The organism is Methylomonas rhizoryzae, from assembly GCF_008632455.1.
GTDB classification, from domain to species: domain Bacteria; phylum Pseudomonadota; class Gammaproteobacteria; order Methylococcales; family Methylomonadaceae; genus Methylomonas; species Methylomonas rhizoryzae.
Genome location: NZ_CP043929.1, coordinates 2,562,775 through 2,579,129, shown reverse-complemented (window position 1 = coordinate 2,579,129; position 16,355 = coordinate 2,562,775). Strand labels below are relative to the sequence as shown.

At 55.7% G+C, this 16,355-nt stretch carries 9 protein-coding genes and 2 pseudogenes; 3 read left to right on the top strand and 8 right to left on the bottom strand.

Annotated elements, in window-relative coordinates; genetic code table 11:
* Positions 1-569: 569 nt before the first annotated feature.
* Together F1E05_RS11465 and F1E05_RS11460 are read right to left on the bottom strand one after the other, a co-directional pair.
* The gene (locus F1E05_RS11465; RefSeq protein WP_150048570.1) at positions 570-4,589 is read right to left on the bottom strand and encodes a M4 family metallopeptidase; all 4,020 of its coding nucleotides are present in this window, start codon (positions 4,587-4,589) and stop codon (positions 570-572) included.
* Between the two features lie 437 nt (positions 4,590-5,026).
* A complete protein-coding gene (locus F1E05_RS11460) occupies positions 5,027-6,727 on the bottom strand; it encodes a hypothetical protein (RefSeq protein WP_150048568.1) in 1,701 nt (566 codons plus the stop codon).
* A 351-nt stretch (positions 6,728-7,078) separates the two neighbouring features.
* Here F1E05_RS11460 and istA point away from each other — a divergent pair, with 351 nt between their 5' ends.
* From istA to ltrA, 3 genes and pseudogenes are all read left to right on the top strand, one after another.
* A complete protein-coding gene (gene istA, locus F1E05_RS11455; protein ID WP_150048566.1) occupies positions 7,079-8,620 on the top strand; it encodes an IS21 family transposase in 1,542 nt (513 codons plus the stop codon).
* Positions 8,613-9,428 (top strand): IS21-like element helper ATPase IstB, encoded by an 816-nt coding sequence (gene istB / locus F1E05_RS11450; protein ID WP_150048564.1) that lies wholly within the window; start codon positions 8,613-8,615, stop codon positions 9,426-9,428. Before istA ends, istB begins: the two co-directional genes overlap by 8 nt.
* Positions 9,429-9,814: 386 nt before the next feature.
* Positions 9,815-11,017: pseudogene (ltrA, locus tag F1E05_RS11445) on the top strand (group II intron reverse transcriptase/maturase); the annotation flags it as partial.
* A gap of 33 nt (positions 11,018-11,050) precedes the next feature.
* On the opposite strand, the gene tnpC reads toward ltrA, so the two are convergent.
* From tnpC to F1E05_RS11410, 6 genes and pseudogenes are all read right to left on the bottom strand, one after another.
* Positions 11,051-12,649: an IS66 family transposase gene (gene tnpC / locus F1E05_RS11440; protein WP_232056634.1), complete on the bottom strand. Its 1,599-nt coding sequence runs from the start codon at positions 12,647-12,649 to the stop codon at positions 11,051-11,053.
* 31 nt (positions 12,650-12,680) lie between these two features.
* Entirely contained in the window at positions 12,681-13,031 is a 351-nt protein-coding gene (gene tnpB / locus F1E05_RS11435) for an IS66 family insertion sequence element accessory protein TnpB (RefSeq protein ID WP_150048560.1), read from the bottom strand.
* Positions 13,007-13,414, bottom strand: a complete 408-nt coding sequence (gene tnpA, locus F1E05_RS11430) for an IS66-like element accessory protein TnpA (protein WP_190303115.1) — start codon at positions 13,412-13,414, stop codon at positions 13,007-13,009. Before tnpA ends, tnpB begins: the two co-directional genes overlap by 25 nt.
* An 81-nt stretch (positions 13,415-13,495) precedes the next feature.
* Positions 13,496-14,163 (bottom strand): annotated as a pseudogene (locus tag F1E05_RS20605) (IS3 family transposase); the annotation flags it as partial.
* A gap of 162 nt (positions 14,164-14,325) precedes the next feature.
* Positions 14,326-15,312 carry a dihydroxyacetone kinase subunit DhaK gene (gene dhaK, locus F1E05_RS11415; RefSeq protein ID WP_150048553.1) on the bottom strand — a complete coding sequence of 329 codons (987 nt, stop codon included), beginning with the start codon at positions 15,310-15,312 and terminating at the stop codon, positions 14,326-14,328.
* Between the two features lie 13 nt (positions 15,313-15,325).
* Positions 15,326-16,141 carry an HAD-IIA family hydrolase gene (locus tag F1E05_RS11410; RefSeq protein ID WP_150048552.1) on the bottom strand — a complete coding sequence of 272 codons (816 nt, stop codon included), beginning with the start codon at positions 16,139-16,141 and terminating at the stop codon, positions 15,326-15,328.
* Positions 16,142-16,355 lie beyond the last annotated feature (214 nt).

Below are 16,355 nucleotides of genomic sequence, written 5' to 3'. Positions count from 1 at the left end.
TCATTCCCTTAAAAAATCGCAGTATTAACGGTAAAAATCTAACAAAATCTCACAATTTATGAAATCCTGGCAGGCAAGTCCCGGCCATTTGCCGACTGTCGCGATTTTCAAGCCAATGGCAGTTGAGCGCTCCTGACTAGCCATTCAACGCACCGACGAGTGGCGCTGATGAACGTAGCGCGGATCGAACCGATGCAGCGGGCCAGGTGGTGGTTTACAGCGCTAAAAAGCCATTTGCAAGCCCCACACACAGAGCGAAGTCAGCATATCAGTATCACTCGCCCACTTCACCACTTGGCGGGAAAATAAATCGATGACCTCGGCCACGTAAAGCCAGCATTGTAAGGTCGAGACGAGGGGTGATTAGACCGAGGGACTTTGAAAAAGGGGAATAGATATCTTAATTCTGCACAATGCTAATTCCGGGAAACTATTTGGAGCCATGTTCTGACTTTCGTTTTTAGGCGCACCGATAAGCCAAACATCGAAAGCTACCTGTCGGGGGCGCCCCGACAGGTATAGGCGGCTGAGTTAGCCTCAATGGATGCATTGCAATAGGAAATTTCCCCTCAATTAAAACAACCTTTCAGCCAGCTCACGAGCATGGCTATAACGGTGATACCGGCGCTTAGCGTTAGCATACCGCCAAGGCTCGGTCCGCCGATTCCGAAAAAGCCGAGGACAGCCAATATGGCGGTTCCAACCCCGGAACCAATCAACAGTACGCGCAGCATTTGGCACTGCGCGGGCCGGCAATTGTTAATCCAGGTGCGGACGGTAGCGGCTAACAAGGCAAAGAGCAAAATTCCGGCCGTTGTCCGTGCGCTTCCGCTGAGCACGCCGAGCGCAGCCAAAAACGTTACGATGAGCAGAATGCTTACAATGCCGAGCATACGGCATTTCCGATAAGCTTCTTGCCAGTTACCGTCGGGCGATGCCACTACTTTGGAGGAATCGCCGCCAAAAACGTCGACCCGGTTGGCGATTAAACCGAGATAGCGGTCGAAGACGAAGTACCACCGGTTGTTCAACGGGATTCCCCGTGCTATCCAGCGCAGCACGGAAAGCTGCCGTTCTTCGTTGCCCAGTATGGTCTCTTTGTTCCGGACCGGAATCGCGAGCTGGAATGCGCCCAGAACACGCCGCCATTCGATGTCCGGCCGTACGATGGACGCCGACAAAGCTGCAGCCTCAGTGCTCCGAGGTACATCAGGGCCACCATAGCCGAAGGCATTCGTGATTTGCCGGACCAAGATGTTGAACTCCTGCCCTTTATCCACCGTTACGGGCATTTCGACGGAAAGCAGACCGGCGTAACCGTTGGCGGTGCCGGAAGGAATCGGTATATAGGTAATACCGCCGCTGGGGCACAGCAAAGTATGCGCGTCGGCTGGTTCCAGCCGGTGGTTGGTGTACATTTTGTCGGCCATCGCAAGCACATCGCTCACGTCGACCTCGGGCAGGTAAATCGTCGCCGTGCTTCCGTCCGGCATGTTTCCCCAATCGATCATCAACTCGTCTGGCAACAGACCCGCTTGAATTGCCGCAGCGGGTGTCGACCGGATTTCGAAGGTGCTCACCGCCTGAGCGGAACCAATGTCGCTCCAGGCTATGTTGCGTTGCGCCAGTTTGTCCCAGTTCGATGGATCTTTGCCCACGGGTATTGCGACCTGATCAAACGCGATCTCGGCAATCAGGCATTGATGCCCATTGCGGATGATGGCCTCCTGCACGGAAACGGCGGCGTCGGCCGCGGAAAACGGGCCATCCTCGTTTCCCGCTATCACGGTCGCCGGCAAAACTTTATTGGATGGCTGGTTGGTATCCAGCCAGCAGCCGAAGAATACGTCGACTTCCGAGCCGTCGGCGTTCGCGGTAATGGTCTGTACGTTTCCGAACACAGTGCCGGAGCCGTCGGTTCGAGTATCGGCCTGGTCAACCATACCGGTAGTTGCGGTATTGACGCGCGGTAGCGCAAAGCACGGAATCGTCACGTATTCGTTGCCCCGAATACCGGGCAGCGGGATTTTTTGCCCGTTGAAGGTACCGTCGGACCAGAACCGGTAAGCGCCCGTCATCGGGTAATTCGTTCCCGCCGGTATATCGTAGTCGGTGTTGGTCGACTGGGTCGATAACAGGCGGAAGAACACTCGCACGTTTGCGGCGCTGAGAGTGCCGATGTAATGCACTTTGGCCAGCGCAAAGTTAAAATAGGTATCGCCGCTATGCAGATAAAGCGCAGAGTTTGCCTGGTCCACCGGTAGCCCGTCGAACGACTGGCCGCCCGCCGTGCCGTTTCCGTCCGTCAGTGCTTTCATCACGTCTTGAATGAAGGCCGGCGCATCCGATGCACCGGCGCCCATCGTCACGCCGAATTTCGTTTCGCCAGCTCTGACGACGAATACCCTGAGATCGATACTCAGCCATGGAGGATCACCGTGCAGGATGAAGGGATTCGGCTGTTTGATCAGTTCGATTTGGGCGGAGGCGGACAGATCGAGTCCGGCGATCGCTGCATTCAATGTGAGCAATCTGGTCGATTCCGGAAAGTCGAATGCATCGTTGGTCGCACCGAAATCGAGGTCGTAATGGAAGGTGACCCGTTGTTCTTCCGCCCCGTAGCCCCCGGTACTCGTCGTGTTGCCGGTGCAATCGACGAGCATGTCGCTACCGATCGGCGATAGCACGTCCAAGGTGTCGTTCGCGGCGGCGATGCCGATTTCCGCCGCGGTAAACCCGTCAACCACGACTCGAAAGGCGTTCGGAACGACGGCACTGCCGGCGGCGCGCCGGGCACTGATTTCATCTTCTCCCAGCGTACTGCGTTCCACCAGAAAGTGCATGCCTAAATCGGGCCCGATTCCGATCGCGTGAAAAGCCTGTTTGACCGAGAGCAGATGGTTCAGGTTGCCCGGATACAGATCCTTGCAGGCCGAAATGAAGGCAAGGCGGAAATCCGTGAATACGGCGTTATTGGTCAGAAGGCCGGTCGAAATGACCCGGTACACCATTTGTTCTACCGGTCCGATGCCGATGCCGGCGACGGTAACGCCGGAAAGTCGGTGGGTTCCGCCGTTGATCATCAGATAGACAGCGTGGGTGATAATGGGGCAGTTCCAATGCACGCCGTGGTAGTCTAAACCGCCTGTATAACGGATGCTGTAGTGGTCGGGATAAAAGCCGTTCCGGCAACTGGTTGCCTTGGTTACGTCGCTGGTGGCATCGTATTGGACCACCCCTGCCGTGTCGCGGCTGGGATCGATCATATTCCGGCCCACCGTACCGTCCAGCCGGTATTGCCGGCCATGATGCCAAGGCCACGGATCGTCGGCGGCGTGGCCGCTGGCAACGAAAGCGCCGAAAAGATCGGCAATCGCCTCGTTCAAAGCGCCGGTTTCGCCGTCATAGGTTTGAACCACGTTGAAGCCGGTGTTGACCCCGTGGGTAAATTCGTGGGCCGTCGTATCCAGAACCGGAAAAAAATCACGATCGATGCCGTCTCCGTCACCGAAATACAATTCGTGCGTGCCGGGGTCCCAAAAGGCATTGTTGGGCATGCCGATAACGCCGCCGGGGTCATACATGTTATGGGCGTGGCCCCTGACGTCGGCACCCGCGCCGTCCCAGCTATTTTGCCCGTGAGTTTGGTAGTAATAATCCAGCACATAGCCCAGGAAACGGTGCAGATCGACTTCGGTGCGTTGGTCGTCGAAACGGTTTGCCGGTGCGGCTCCACCATTATTCCAGTTGTCGTCGGCATCTTCCGAGTAGTTTCTCAAGCTCAAGCTGGCGGTATTTGCATCGTCATAGGTGTGGATAACCGGTCTGGTCCCGACCGGCCAGGCTGCCGAGGTTGCCGTATCCCTCAGCCGGAAAACCGTCCCCGAGGCCTCGGAGTTCAGTGCAGCGCCGGCCGAGTAGTAGCCGGTACCCACGGTCTGTAGCGCGGGATATTCCAGCAGAACTTGGCCGTCGATGGCGTCTATCAGATAAACCGAATCGGTGGAGCCGCCGGCGGCCGACGGTACGACTCTGATTTGCCAGCAAAGATAGTATTTCTGCGCTTGCTGCTCCTTATGCAGGGTTTTGGCATCGACCACGACCAAGGCCGGGGCCGTATCGTTAAAGGGGACGGAGCCGGGGCCGGCCCGGTCTTGGGCGATTTCGACCGCACGGCCGGACCGGATTCGGGGGCTGTCCGGCACGTCGATCGATGTAGCGAGTGTGGAATTGACCAGGTAGACGGCTCCGTCGGCGCCATAGTGAACGGTTACGTTTCCCCCCAGCACTTCGGCGCTTCCGTACTTCTGTGTGAAGACCACATGGGTCATGCCCTGCCGGTCGATCATGACTCTTGCATTATCGAGGCCAGTGCTTTCGTCTATGTCGCCGAGGATGCTGCGGTTTTCCCGGATAAAACGGCGGGCGCAGCCGTAAGGCGCTCCGGTTAATTCCGCGGAGGCTATGCTATCGGCAAGATTGCCTCTCAGCATTGCAATCGCCGATTTTTCCGGGTTGAAGGTGACGGCGAGCATAGGGTCTCGGGCGCGCAGTTGCGCGATATGTTCATTCAGTGCAATCCGATTCATGATTTTCCCCTTCTATGTGTTTGGTCTTGATGCATCGTCTCTGCAAGTTATCCCCCGATGGTTCCGTTGAATACCGATGCAATGAGGAAAGATACATTTTCAAAAGGTTGTTTTTAAAAGGCATCGTGACGCTAGCGGGCGCTTATGGCGTGAAGTTCAAATCTTCGGAAACGGCAATCGCCTACCTATGCGTCAAGACCGGGCGTCGGCCGGTCTTGACATTCGATACCTGGAAATATGGCCAGCGGGTGTCAAAAGCGGCTAGTCCGTCAGTCGTCGATTTACCGTATAGGCTATTCCCAACGCCCATGAAGGCAGCGTATTGCCCATACAAATGAATGTTTCCGTTGGTAGGAGCGGCGCTTGCGCCACGAAGCGCCGCTCCTCGGGATATGCTGGCTTTCACAGTGGCGCTTAAAGAAAGACGGCTAGCAACCTTACGGACTCCAGTTAAAAGTGACATAAGCGGCATTACCGTGCCGGGTTGTGTTGTACTCGTAGCCGCTGACGTAGCCAAGGATTGCCCGGTCCCATACCGCTAGCCTGATGCCGTATGCACATTTCACTTTAACCGGCGCTTGCGGAATACTGCACAAGTTAAGTGTGGCGATTTCAAGCCCCGGTCCGCCGTCATGAGCGCCGATGATTCCGGTATCGTTGATACCCGGAATGCCGGAATCGTAGCGGCCGGAACCGATTTCGACGCCGGTTGCGGCGATATTTCCGCCGAATACGGTCAGGTTGAAGTTTCTGAAATAGTCATCCCTGAAGTTACCCCAGATCTTAATCAAGTCGTCGCCTTTAAACTCCTCGCATTTTTTATAATGGCCACTGACATCCTTGACGGCAACACCTGAGGTCGGCAGCAACGCCGGCGTACCGCCAAATGAGAAGAACGCTATGCCTTCGTTATCCAGCTTGATCGCCACTTCGTCGTCGCAAATTAGCGTTTTGTCCGGTTTTGCCACTTCCAGCCTGAGTAAATAAGCGCCATTTTTTCCAGCGCTTTTCCAATGCACCAGTGCGGTAAGAGCGTAGTTCGCCACATCTGTGTTGTACTCGCTTATGCTGAACCAGCCATCGCTATCCGGGCTCCTCGGAATAGTGGTAATAAACGGTGAAGGATGGCGTGCGATTCTGTCGTCTTTGACGTTATTCCAGGTGGCACCGCCATCATCGCTGTAACGAAACCGGTAATAGGCGGCGTCCGGAAGGTTGACATTTCCCCAGCAAGCGACGACCCCGCCAAAAGGCCGGTCGAATACGAAAGGAACCGCAGTTCCTACGGCGTTGATTTTGATTGCCAGGCCTGCGCTGCTGCCGGCTTTGCTGATATCGTCGGTATGCACCTCATTTACGATGCTGATATCGCATTTGACGCTTTGGCCGTCTTTGGGCCTGATCTGGATATTGCGTTCCAGTGCATTGCCCCAGGGCGGAATGTGCATGGGACCGAACGGCGTGGGATCCTGATTCCAGGAAAGTATCGCTTTGACTTTGACGATATTTTCGATCGTACATGTTTTCAGTTTTGAAGCGATATCCGGAATGCTCGCACTGACGGCGTAATACAAGTGATTGTCGTTGACAGCGGGTATGTCGTGGGCCGCTACGGTCGATGTCGCTGCATGCTGGTAGCCAGCGCCGTCGTGGTAATCGATATAAAAAGCGACATATTGGGTGCTTCCCAGCGTACAAAGCTCCCCATTGAATCCGTAAGGCAATTTAATTTCGATGACGGCTTCCAGCAGGTCGTTTTCCGGATATAGGCCGACGCACTTCAGTTCTTCATAAGTCGTGTTGTAGAACATCGGTTTTACCGGAACCAGCCAGCCCGGATCAATGGCAAGCTTGGGAAGCATTGCCTCGACGGTTTTCGGGGGTAGGCTGTAAACGGCATTCAATATGACGTTTTGGTCTTGCGACTCACTGATCGAACCGAAATAGTTCGGGTTCTGCATGATCAGGTTTTTGAACTCAATCCGCTCCGGTTCTACCTTGCCTTCCTCCTTGATGATTCGTTCCGCCTCGAATGACTGGTCTATCAGCGCCTTAATCTCGGCCTTAGTTCCGGTAATTACGAACTTTTCGACAGGAGGGATGGGGCCTATTGGCGGCTCAACCTGTAAGTCAGGCACTGGTTTGAATATCTCGATGGGATCGTATGTGAGAATGGGATAAAAGACCACGGGTTTTTTCTTCGGCTTGATTTGAACCCAAGTTTCGAGAATGTTACCCCATGCCGGCGTGTATCCGGGACCTGTCGGTAATCTCTCCCAGGAAAGAATCGCTCTGACTTTGACGATTTGTGGCGTCTCGCAGGCCAAATAATCTTTGGGAACAAACGTCTTGCGTACTGCATAATAAAGATGGCTGTTGACGCCGGTTGAAAATTGACCAAGTAAGAGGCCGAATTCCGGCCGAAAATTGACCAGGGTTATTAACCTGTCCTGTCCAAAAATTAGACAGGAGCTTAGAAGGTGATAACCATGATCTTATTTTCAAAAATTCGGCGGATGTATTTCCGTGACAAACTCTCCATCAACGAGATTGCCAAACGGACGAGTCTGTCTCGCAATACCGTTAAAAAGTGGTTGCGTATGCCCAATGGGACCGACCCGAAATATAAACGCCAGCCCGGCTCAACCAAGCTTTCCCCGTTTGAGGATCAACTCAAACAAGCGCTGATCGCTGACAGCTATCGCCCCAAGCGGGAGCGACGAACCGCCTTGAAGTTATTGGAAGAGTTACAGAAAGCCGGCTATGACGGCGGCTACACGCAGCTTACCGATTACATCCGTGCCTGGCGTCAGGGTGTCGGTAGCCAGGCTGGCAAACACGCCTTTGTCCCATTGAAATTCCGTTGGGGCGAAGCCTTTCAATTCGACTGGAGCGAAGAGTCTCTGGTGGTCGGTGGCGTTTATAGGCGTTTGCAGATTGCCCATACCAAGCTGTGTGCCAGCCGTGCCTTTTTGCTTTCCGCTTATCCAAGCCAAAGCCATGAGATGCTGTTCGACGCCCATCGCCGCGCATTTCAGGCTTTTGGCGGCGTGCCGTTGCGGGGGATATACGACAACATGAAGACGGCGGTCGACAAGGTACAGAAAGGCAAAGAACGCATCGTCAATACGCGTTTTGCGGCAATGACGGCGTATTACTTGTTCGATCCTGACTTCTGCAATGTCGCATCCGGCTGGGAAAAAGGCATCGTTGAGAAGAATGTGCAGGATAGCCGGCGGCGCATTTGGCTGGATGCCAGTCAACAATGTTTTGCCAGCTTTGCCGAGTTGAATGAGTGGCTGGAAGCCCGTTGCCGAGCCTTGTGGACGGAACTATCTTGGCCGGAACGCCAAGGGTTAACGCTACAAGAGGCGCTGGAACTGGAACAACCGGAGTTGATGCCCATGCCTGGCGTGTTCGATGGTTACATTGAGTTTGTGGCTCGTGTATCCAGCACCTGCTTGGTGACGGTGAAACGAAACCGCTATTCGGTGCCTTGCCGTTTTGCTAATCGACGGATCAGTGTGCGCTTGTATCCGGAACAGCTTGAACTCTATGCCGACGATGCCTGGATTGCCAGCCATGTGCGACTGTTGGATCGCGATCAGGTCAGCTACGATTGGCAACACTATCTGCCGTTATTGGCGCGTAAACCCGGCGCGTTACGCAATGGTGCGCCCTTTGTTGAGATGCCGAAACCGTTGTCTTCTTTGCGGCTCGTGTTAAACAAGCGCCCTGGCGGTGATCGAGCGATGGCTGATCTTTTAGCCTGCGTACCCCGGCAAGGGCTGGATGCGGTGTTGGCGGCGGTTGAGTCTTTGCTGGCCGCCGGGGTGATCAGTATCGAGCAGGTCAAACATCTCGTGTCTACGCTCGCCGGGGACGGTCAACCGCCTGCCGAACCGCAGACGGTAATCACGCCTGACGTCTTACAGATCAAGGATGCGCCCATCGCCGATACCGCGCGATATGAGCAATTGCGCGAAGCGTTCGACTTAGCTCTGGTGGATCAGGAGAACGGCGATGCGTGATCTGGAAGCGGAATTGAAATCTCTTAAACTCTTCGGCATGGCCTCAGCTTACGCCGAAGTCGCCAGCCAAGGCGGTGCCAAATTGCAATCCTCGGAATGGTTGCTGTGGCAACTACTGCACGCGGAAATCGAGGACCAACACATTCGCTCGATTCGGTACCAACTTCAAAGCGCACGATTCCCCGTGCATCGCAACTTGGCCGGTTTTGACTTTGAGCAAGCCAAGGTGGATCGCGTCTTGGTGGAACAACTGGCGAGCGGCGCCTTTATCGACGCCGCCCATAACGTGGTGCTGGTGGGCGGCACCGGTACCGGCAAGACGCATCTGGCCACCGCGTTCGGCGTCAAAGCCGTTACTGACCACGGCAAGCGCGTCCGTTTTTATTCCACCATCGATCTGGTCACACAACTCGAACGGGAAAAGGCCGCTGGCAACCAAGGCAAATTAGCCTATCGCTTGATGCAGGTCGATTTGGTCATCTTGGATGAACTGGGCTACTTGCCGTTTTCCAAGGATGGTGGCGCGTTGTTGTTTCACTTGTTATCGAAGCTGTACGAGCGAACCAGCGTGGTCATCTCCACCAACTTGACCTTTGCCGAATGGCCCAGCGTGTTCAGTGATGCCAAAATGACCACCGCCTTATTGGATCGACTGACGCACCACTGCTATATCCTTGAAACTGGCAACGAATCCTATCGCTTCCGGCAAAGTTCTGAAGAAGCCAAGGCTCGGATACAAGCGAGAGAGCAAGCTAAACGCAGTGGAAAAACACCGGAAGATATCGCCTACGAGGAAAATCCGTTTTAAAAATCCAGCTTGGAAACGGATAGCAAGACTACCGATTGTTATCCGTTTCCTTTACACTGATCCACAGCCGGTGACTTCAAAAACCGGCTCCGCCCCCTGGTCAAATTTCAACCGGTACGGTTGGTCAATTTTATACCGGTGTCAACACCGATGCTTTTACGGAATCGAGCGACAGAGTCGTAAGAGTCCCACCGGGGTAGTGGTGATAGCACGCATGGGAGAGATCAGGTGGGCAACAAGGGAAGTCCCTGTGGGTGCCCTGATGGCACCGGGCAACGGCGATCCCGTGAGGGATGGAGCCGGCCTGCAGGGATGGCGGAGGGGCGCGTAGTAGTGGTGAAGCCGGGTAACGCCGGTAGAGCGAAGGCGCCCTGTTTCGAAACGTGATGAGGAAAGTGATAAGAGCTAAGGGGATTGACGTGAGTCTACCAACCTCGACAAGTACGGTTCAGATATTACAGACTTCATTGCAGGCGAAAGCCAAAGCAGAACCAGACTACCGTTTCTACAGCCTATGGGATAAAGTCTGTCGTATCGATGTGTTGCAAGTTGCCTACCGGCGCTGCCGCGCCAATCGTGGCGCTCCTGGCTATGATGGCATCCGCTTCGAGCCGATCGAAAACCAAGGGCTAGACGGCTGGCTGGAAAGAGTGCGGCAGGAGTTAGTGGTCGGCGAATACCGGCCGCAGCCCCTGTTGCGCGTGTGGATACCCAAGGCCCAAGGCGGACAGCGTCCTCTGGGCATTCCGGCTATCCGTGACCGCGTGGTCCAGATGGCGGTGTTGTTGGTGATCGGTCCGATTTTTGAAGCCGACCTGCTTCCCCGACAATACGGATTCCGACCTGGAGTCGATGCCAAGATGGCGGTCAGAATGATCCATTTCGGTATCTCCCAAAGGGGCAAACGGGAAGTCGTGGACGCCGATTTGTCTAACTACTTCAACACGATTCCCCATGGTGATCTGATGCGCTGCGTTAGCCGCCGGATCGCGGACGGCACGGTGCTGGCTACGATCAAACAATGGCTAAACGTAGCGGTGGTGGAGCATTGCGAACACGGTGAGCGCCGAACCACGGAAGCGAAGGACACGGGTCGAGGCACCCCGCAAGGCGGTATTATCTCGCCCTTGCTCAGTAATCTTTACTTCCGGCGCTTTCTTTTAGCCTGGCAGAAATTTGGTTTTGCCGACCGGCTTCAGGCCGAAGTGGTGAACTATGCCGATGATCTGGTGATTCTCTGTCCGAAAGGACGGGGTCAGGCAGCCATGGAGGCCATGCGGTGGCTGATGAACCGACTGGGGCTGACGGTCAACGAGAAGAAAACCCGTCTGGCTATGCTGCCAGAGGAGCAGTTTGATTTTCTTGGTTACACCCTGGGCCGATTCTACGGCAAGGATGGACGCCCTTACTGGGGAACACGTCCGTCGAAGAAAGCGATCAAGCGATTAAAACAAGGTATCCATGACGCCACGTCATCGCGCTGGAACGCCAAACCGGTGCAAAGCCGGATTGACGAACTCAATCCGATGATTCGAGGTTGGGCGGGTTATTTCAATCAGGGACCGGTCTGCCCAATCTACCGATGCATCCAGGATTACGCGGAGCGACGGCTGCGAATCTGGTTAATGCGCAGACGTGGTCAGCGCGGAACGGGGTATCGCCAATACCCTGACGAGTACCTGTATGAAACTCTGGGGCTCTACCGCCTGCCACGTACGCGCGCCGACCTGCTGAACGCGAAGGCTTGAGGTTCGAAAGAAAGCCGGATGCGGGAAATCTGCACGTCCGGTTTGACGAGCGAGATGTGGAAACGGAGCGATGGTTAGGCTAATGAGGCACTGCCAAACGAAAGAGGCAGCAACAGTTAGGCCTAACCTTAGGCCATCGCGCCACATCTCGACTCTACCGATAGGCCAAGCACCGTTCTCGACAAAGCGGATCAGCTTCGGCCATTGCGAGGATAGATAATGCAAGGCTTTGCCCAGCAAACTGCCGGGGGTGACCGCATGCAGATGCTCTACCAGCAAGCCTTCGATCTTGGTTAACACTGGTTTGCTCAACTGTTGCCGCTGCTGTCCACGTTGTTCGGCGCTCAGGTCTTTCGCTTTGGCTTCAATCGCGTACAGTTCGCCAATAGCCGCAATAAACTGCGTTGCTAATTGATCCGGTCCACGTGCGGCCTTGGGTATGGCGGCCTCCGCTTCGACGAAGTAACGGCGCGCGTGTGCCCAACAGCCGAGGTGAATGACACCGCGCACCGCCGCAATGGCGTTATACACTTCATAGCCGTCGCTCATCAGGACCGCGCCGGGCTTGATGCCGTCATACAGCGGCTGCGCATGCGTGCCGCCGCGCCCCGGCGTGTAGCTGAACAGTCGGATCGGCGGCCCGGAGCCGGTCATCTGCGCCCACAAATAACTTTTCGTTTGCGCGGCGCGCCCGGATTCCTTAAGCACCTGCACGACGGTTTCGTCGCCCAGGATCAGATCGGCCTCCAGCAGATGGTCGCGCAGTAAATTGATGATGGGCTGCACCGCCTGCCCGACCCGTACCATGCTGGCGGCCAGCGTGGTGCGCGACAGATCGCCGCCGAAACGGCTGAGTAATGCAGCTTGTCGGTACAGCGGCAGACCATCCTGGTATTTGGCGGTGACGATCCAGGCCAATGCGGCTTCGGTGAATAAGCCTTTGGGAATGATGCGAACCGGTGCCGGCGTCACCCGAATGCTGTTGTCGCAGCAGGGGCAGGCATATTTGATACGGTGATGCTGAATCACCCGAACCTGTTGCGGCACGATGTCGAGTTGCTCGCTGATTTCGGCGCCGATTTCCACCAGCCGACTGCCGTCATGGGCGCAGACGCGTTCGGCTTCCGGCAATTCATGGCGGACGATCTCGCGCGGCAGATGCGGATCGAGCGGTTTGCGACCGCGCTTCTTGCGACTGTGACCGGCCACCTCGACCGCTGCGGGCGTGGTTTCCTCGGCAATCGGCGTACCTTGCGGCGCCAACGCTTCGGCTTCGTTCAGAAACAGATCGCGCTGAGCCGGATTGGCCCGCGCTTCGGACTTGGCGGCATATAGCTTATGCAAAAACGCATCCACGCGTTCTTTCAAACAATCACGCTCGATCGTCACTAACCGCAGTTGTTGAGTCAGCCGTTGTTGCTCGGTCAGCAACGCCTGATAATCTTCGGCGGACAGCGTGATGGTGGTCGTCATGCTGCTATTTTAATCGATTTAACTCATTGTTTCAGCTAGTTTTTGTATAGATTCGCGCCGGATGCGGCCGCATCGCCGCCAGGTCAATACCGGCTAACAGCCAGTGCAGTTGCTCGACCGTCAACGTGACGACAGCCGCCTCTTTCGGCCAGCAAAATCGATCCGTTTCCAGCCGTTTGAGCATCAGCCAGAAACCGGTACGATCCCACAACAGCAGTTTGATTCGATCCCTCCGCCGATTGCTGAACACGTAAATGGCCGGCTCAAAGGGGTTCAGGCCTAATGCCTGCTCGACCAACAATGCCAAGCCATTAATGGCCTTGCGACCATCGACCGGCTCGCGGTGCAGGTAGACCTTCAATCCGGCGTCGAAACGGAACATGGCAGCTCGGCTAAGACTTTCAAAATCAATGGTAGATCGGTCAGCGCACCAGAGGGCAACGCCAGTTTAACGCCGTTGGGCAACTCCGCATTGAGTATCGACTCAGCCGATTTTTCAGCGTTCAGTGAATGAACGGGTACAAAAGCCGGCAATGCTAACGGAATGTTCGTGTTCGGTTGCCCCGTTTCACGGTAAAGCCCCATCCACTTGCGCAGCAGATTGGCATTAATACCGTATTCCAGCGCGACCTTGGCTACCGAAATACCCGGTTGCAAGCAAACGTCCACCAACTCCCGCTTGGCTTCCGGATCATACAGACATCGGCCGTCTCGACCATGTCCCACGATTAATGGGCGCGATAATTGAATCTTGTGCTCCTTCATAGGTGTCCACCTTGTGATAAGTGGACACTATCTTCACGCCTTTCGGTCTGCTTATACAGATGTGGTTAAAAGATCGCTTACGGTGGTATCCAGCGCCCAGACCTGATTGGCACGGTTGATGGTCATGCCCCGCAGCAAGTAGGGATAGATTTCATGCCCCGGCGTCTTCTTGCTGGTATTGGGTTTGCAGTACACGGCTTCGATGCCCATTTTCGCCATCAAGGTTTTCACATGCTTGCGGCCAATCGGGATGCCTTGCCGATTCAGCTGATCCCGTAACTGGCGAGCGCCCATGAATGGGTGTTTCAGGTGCAGTGCGTCGAGTCGGCGCATGATGTCAACTTCGCGCTCCGGAACCGGCTTGGGCAGGTAGTACACACTGCCGCGACTGATGCCTAATAGCTTGGCCTGCCGACCAATCGGCAATTTGGATTGACGGTCGATCATCGCTTTGCGCTCAGCAATCCCGCCTGGGTGAGCGCGCCTTCTAAAAAATCGTTCTCCAATGTCAGTTGACCGATTTTCGCGTGTAGGGCTTGCAGATCGACGGGGGGCGATTCCGGCTCCGCGGGCTTCCCAAACACCTCGGCGGCCCGCTCGCTCAGCTGCTTCTTCCAATCGACAATCTGATTTTGATGAACCTCGAATTCCTGGGTCAACTGCCCCAAGGTTTTATCGCCCGCCAAGGCCGCCAGGGCGACTTTGGCTTTGAAGGCCGGTGAATGTTTTCTTCGCGGTTTTTTAGACATCTTCTGCTCCATTGCTTTGTCCTTACGGACGTTCAAAAGTAGCAGGTCTTTCACTTAATCGGTTGTTCAATTTTTCGGCACCACCTCTCTTTCAATTTCGGGACGTCGTTTGTAACGGTATTGCCGGCGCTAGCTAATTTGCATTGCCGGGCATTCCCCCGTTTAACATCCCCAGCGCAAGGCGGCGGTGTTGACCGGCGCGTCCCAAAGTTGCCGCAATTCGTCGTCCAATAGCGTGACGGTGAGCGAACATCCGGCCATGTCCAGCGAGGTAGTGAAATTCCCGACTAGTGAACGCTGCACGTGCAAGCCGCGTCCGCTCAAAAATTGCCAGGCCAGTTCGTATAGCAAATGCAGTTCGACCAACGGCGTTCCGCCGAAACCGTTGACGTGCAGCAGGATGGATTGTCCGGCGCTGGGGGCGAGTTCGTCGATAATGTGGCCGGCGACTTGGGCGACGATTTCGGTTGCCGGCGCGATTTTACCGGTTTCCCGGCCGCGCTCGCCGTGAATGCCGACGCCGATTTCCATTTCGTCGTCCGCGATGGCGAACGTCGGATGGCCTAGCGCCGGCACGGTGCAGCTGGTGAGTGCGACGCCCATCGATGCGGTGTTTCCGACCACGCGTTCACCCAGCGCTTGGCAGGCGGCCAAATCCAGGCCGGCTTCGGCGCCGGCACCGACGATTTTTTCGATGATGGTGGTGCCGGCTACGCCACGCCTGCCGATGCTGTGGTTTTTCGGTAGGGAAATGTCGTCGTTGACCACTACCGTGGCGTTGGGACAATCCAGCATTTCGGCCGCCATTTCGAAATTCATCACGTCGCCGGCGTAGTTCTTGACGATGAACAGTACGCCTGCGCCGGTATTGACCATTTGAGCGGCAGCCAGCATTTGATCCGGGGTGGGCGAGGTGAATATTTGGCCGGGGCAGGCGGCGTCCAGCATGCCGTAGCCGACAAAACCGCTGTGCAGGGGTTCGTGGCCGGAGCCGCCGCCGGAAATCAAGGCAACCTTGCCGGGTTTGTTTTGTTTGCGGCACACATAGTTCGGTTCGGTATGTAAATCGACGATGTCGGCATGGGCTTTGGCGAAGCCGCGTAAGCTGGTGTCCAGCAGGGTCGCCGGGCTGTCGAGGAATTTTTTCATGCTTACCTCCGGTTTATAGTTGTTGTAAGGCAGTGGTGAGTTCTTCTATGTCGCGCATGATCCAGGTGGGCGAATAATCGAGTTGCGCCAGATCAGCCGGGCTGGAAATTCCCGATAGCAGCAGCAAGCTACGTATGCCGGTGTTGACCGCTCCCAAAATGTCGGTGTCCAGCCGGTCGCCGACCGCGACGACCGTTTGCGGCGCAACGTTTAGTATGTCCATGGCTTGCCGGTAAAACTCCGGCTCGGGTTTGCCGATGACGGTGGCTTTTGCTCCCGTTGCGGCGCAAAGTGCGGCAAGGGTGGCGCCGTTGCCCGGCAACAAGCCGCGTTCGCTCGGCAGCGATACGTCGCCGTTGGTGCCTATGAGTTGGGCGCCGGCTTGTATATGGAGTGCGGCGGCGCACAGTTTGTCCCAGGTCAGTGCCTTGTCCAAGCCGCTGACTACCAGATCCGCTCGATTGCCGGGCGAGGTGTCGTCCGAATCGGTAAGTACGAAGCCGTGTTGGCGCAAGGGAACCTGAACGCCGCTTCCGCCTATCGTAAAGATGCGGGTTTGCGCGGGTGGATAATGTTGCGCCAGATAGTGAGCGGTCGCCATGCCGGATGTCAGAATTTGCGGTTCGCAACCGGCTACGCCCATGTTGGTTAATTTAGTCAGATATTGATCGGCTGTCTGACTGGCGTTGTTGGTGGCCAGAACGTAAGGCAATTGCAATGCCGTTAGGATTTGAAAAAATTCCGTCAAGCCCGGTTGCGGTCTGTCGCCGTGCCAGAGGACGCCGTCCATGTCGACGATCAAGCCGCCGATGTTGTTGAATGCTTGCATGCTGTGCTAATGGGAGCCGGATTATCCATGCGGTCAAGTGATATTCAAGATCAGTCTTCAGCTTCCCCCGTTGAAGTAAACATTAGGACCGGAATTGACCCGCCCCCTGTCGCCTAATTCTCGTTGGCTGAATCATGACTATTCGAGATGATGGACTCAGCATGACATATTGCCGCTTTTGCTGTCCAGCGGTTGGCAGCTTGAAATAAGCAAT

What these genes read in the sequence shown, in the direction of transcription:
- F1E05_RS11465 (WP_150048570.1), bottom strand. Translation starts at nt 4,589, where the DNA reads ATGAATCGGATTGCACTGAATGAACATATCGCGCAACTGCGCGCCCGA.
- istA (WP_150048566.1), top strand. Translation starts at nt 7,079, where the DNA reads ATGATCTTATTTTCAAAAATTCGGCGGATGTATTTCCGTGACAAACTC.
- istB (WP_150048564.1), top strand. Translation starts at nt 8,613, where the DNA reads ATGCGTGATCTGGAAGCGGAATTGAAATCTCTTAAACTCTTCGGCATG.
- tnpC (WP_232056634.1), bottom strand. Translation starts at nt 12,649, where the DNA reads ATGACGACCACCATCACGCTGTCCGCCGAAGATTATCAGGCGTTGCTG.
- tnpB (WP_150048560.1), bottom strand. Translation starts at nt 13,031, where the DNA reads ATGTTCCGTTTCGACGCCGGATTGAAGGTCTACCTGCACCGCGAGCCG.
- tnpA (WP_190303115.1), bottom strand. Translation starts at nt 13,414, where the DNA reads ATGAAGGAGCACAAGATTCAATTATCGCGCCCATTAATCGTGGGACAT.
- dhaK (WP_150048553.1), bottom strand. Translation starts at nt 15,312, where the DNA reads ATGAAAAAATTCCTCGACAGCCCGGCGACCCTGCTGGACACCAGCTTA.
- F1E05_RS11410 (WP_150048552.1), bottom strand. Translation starts at nt 16,141, where the DNA reads ATGCAAGCATTCAACAACATCGGCGGCTTGATCGTCGACATGGACGGC.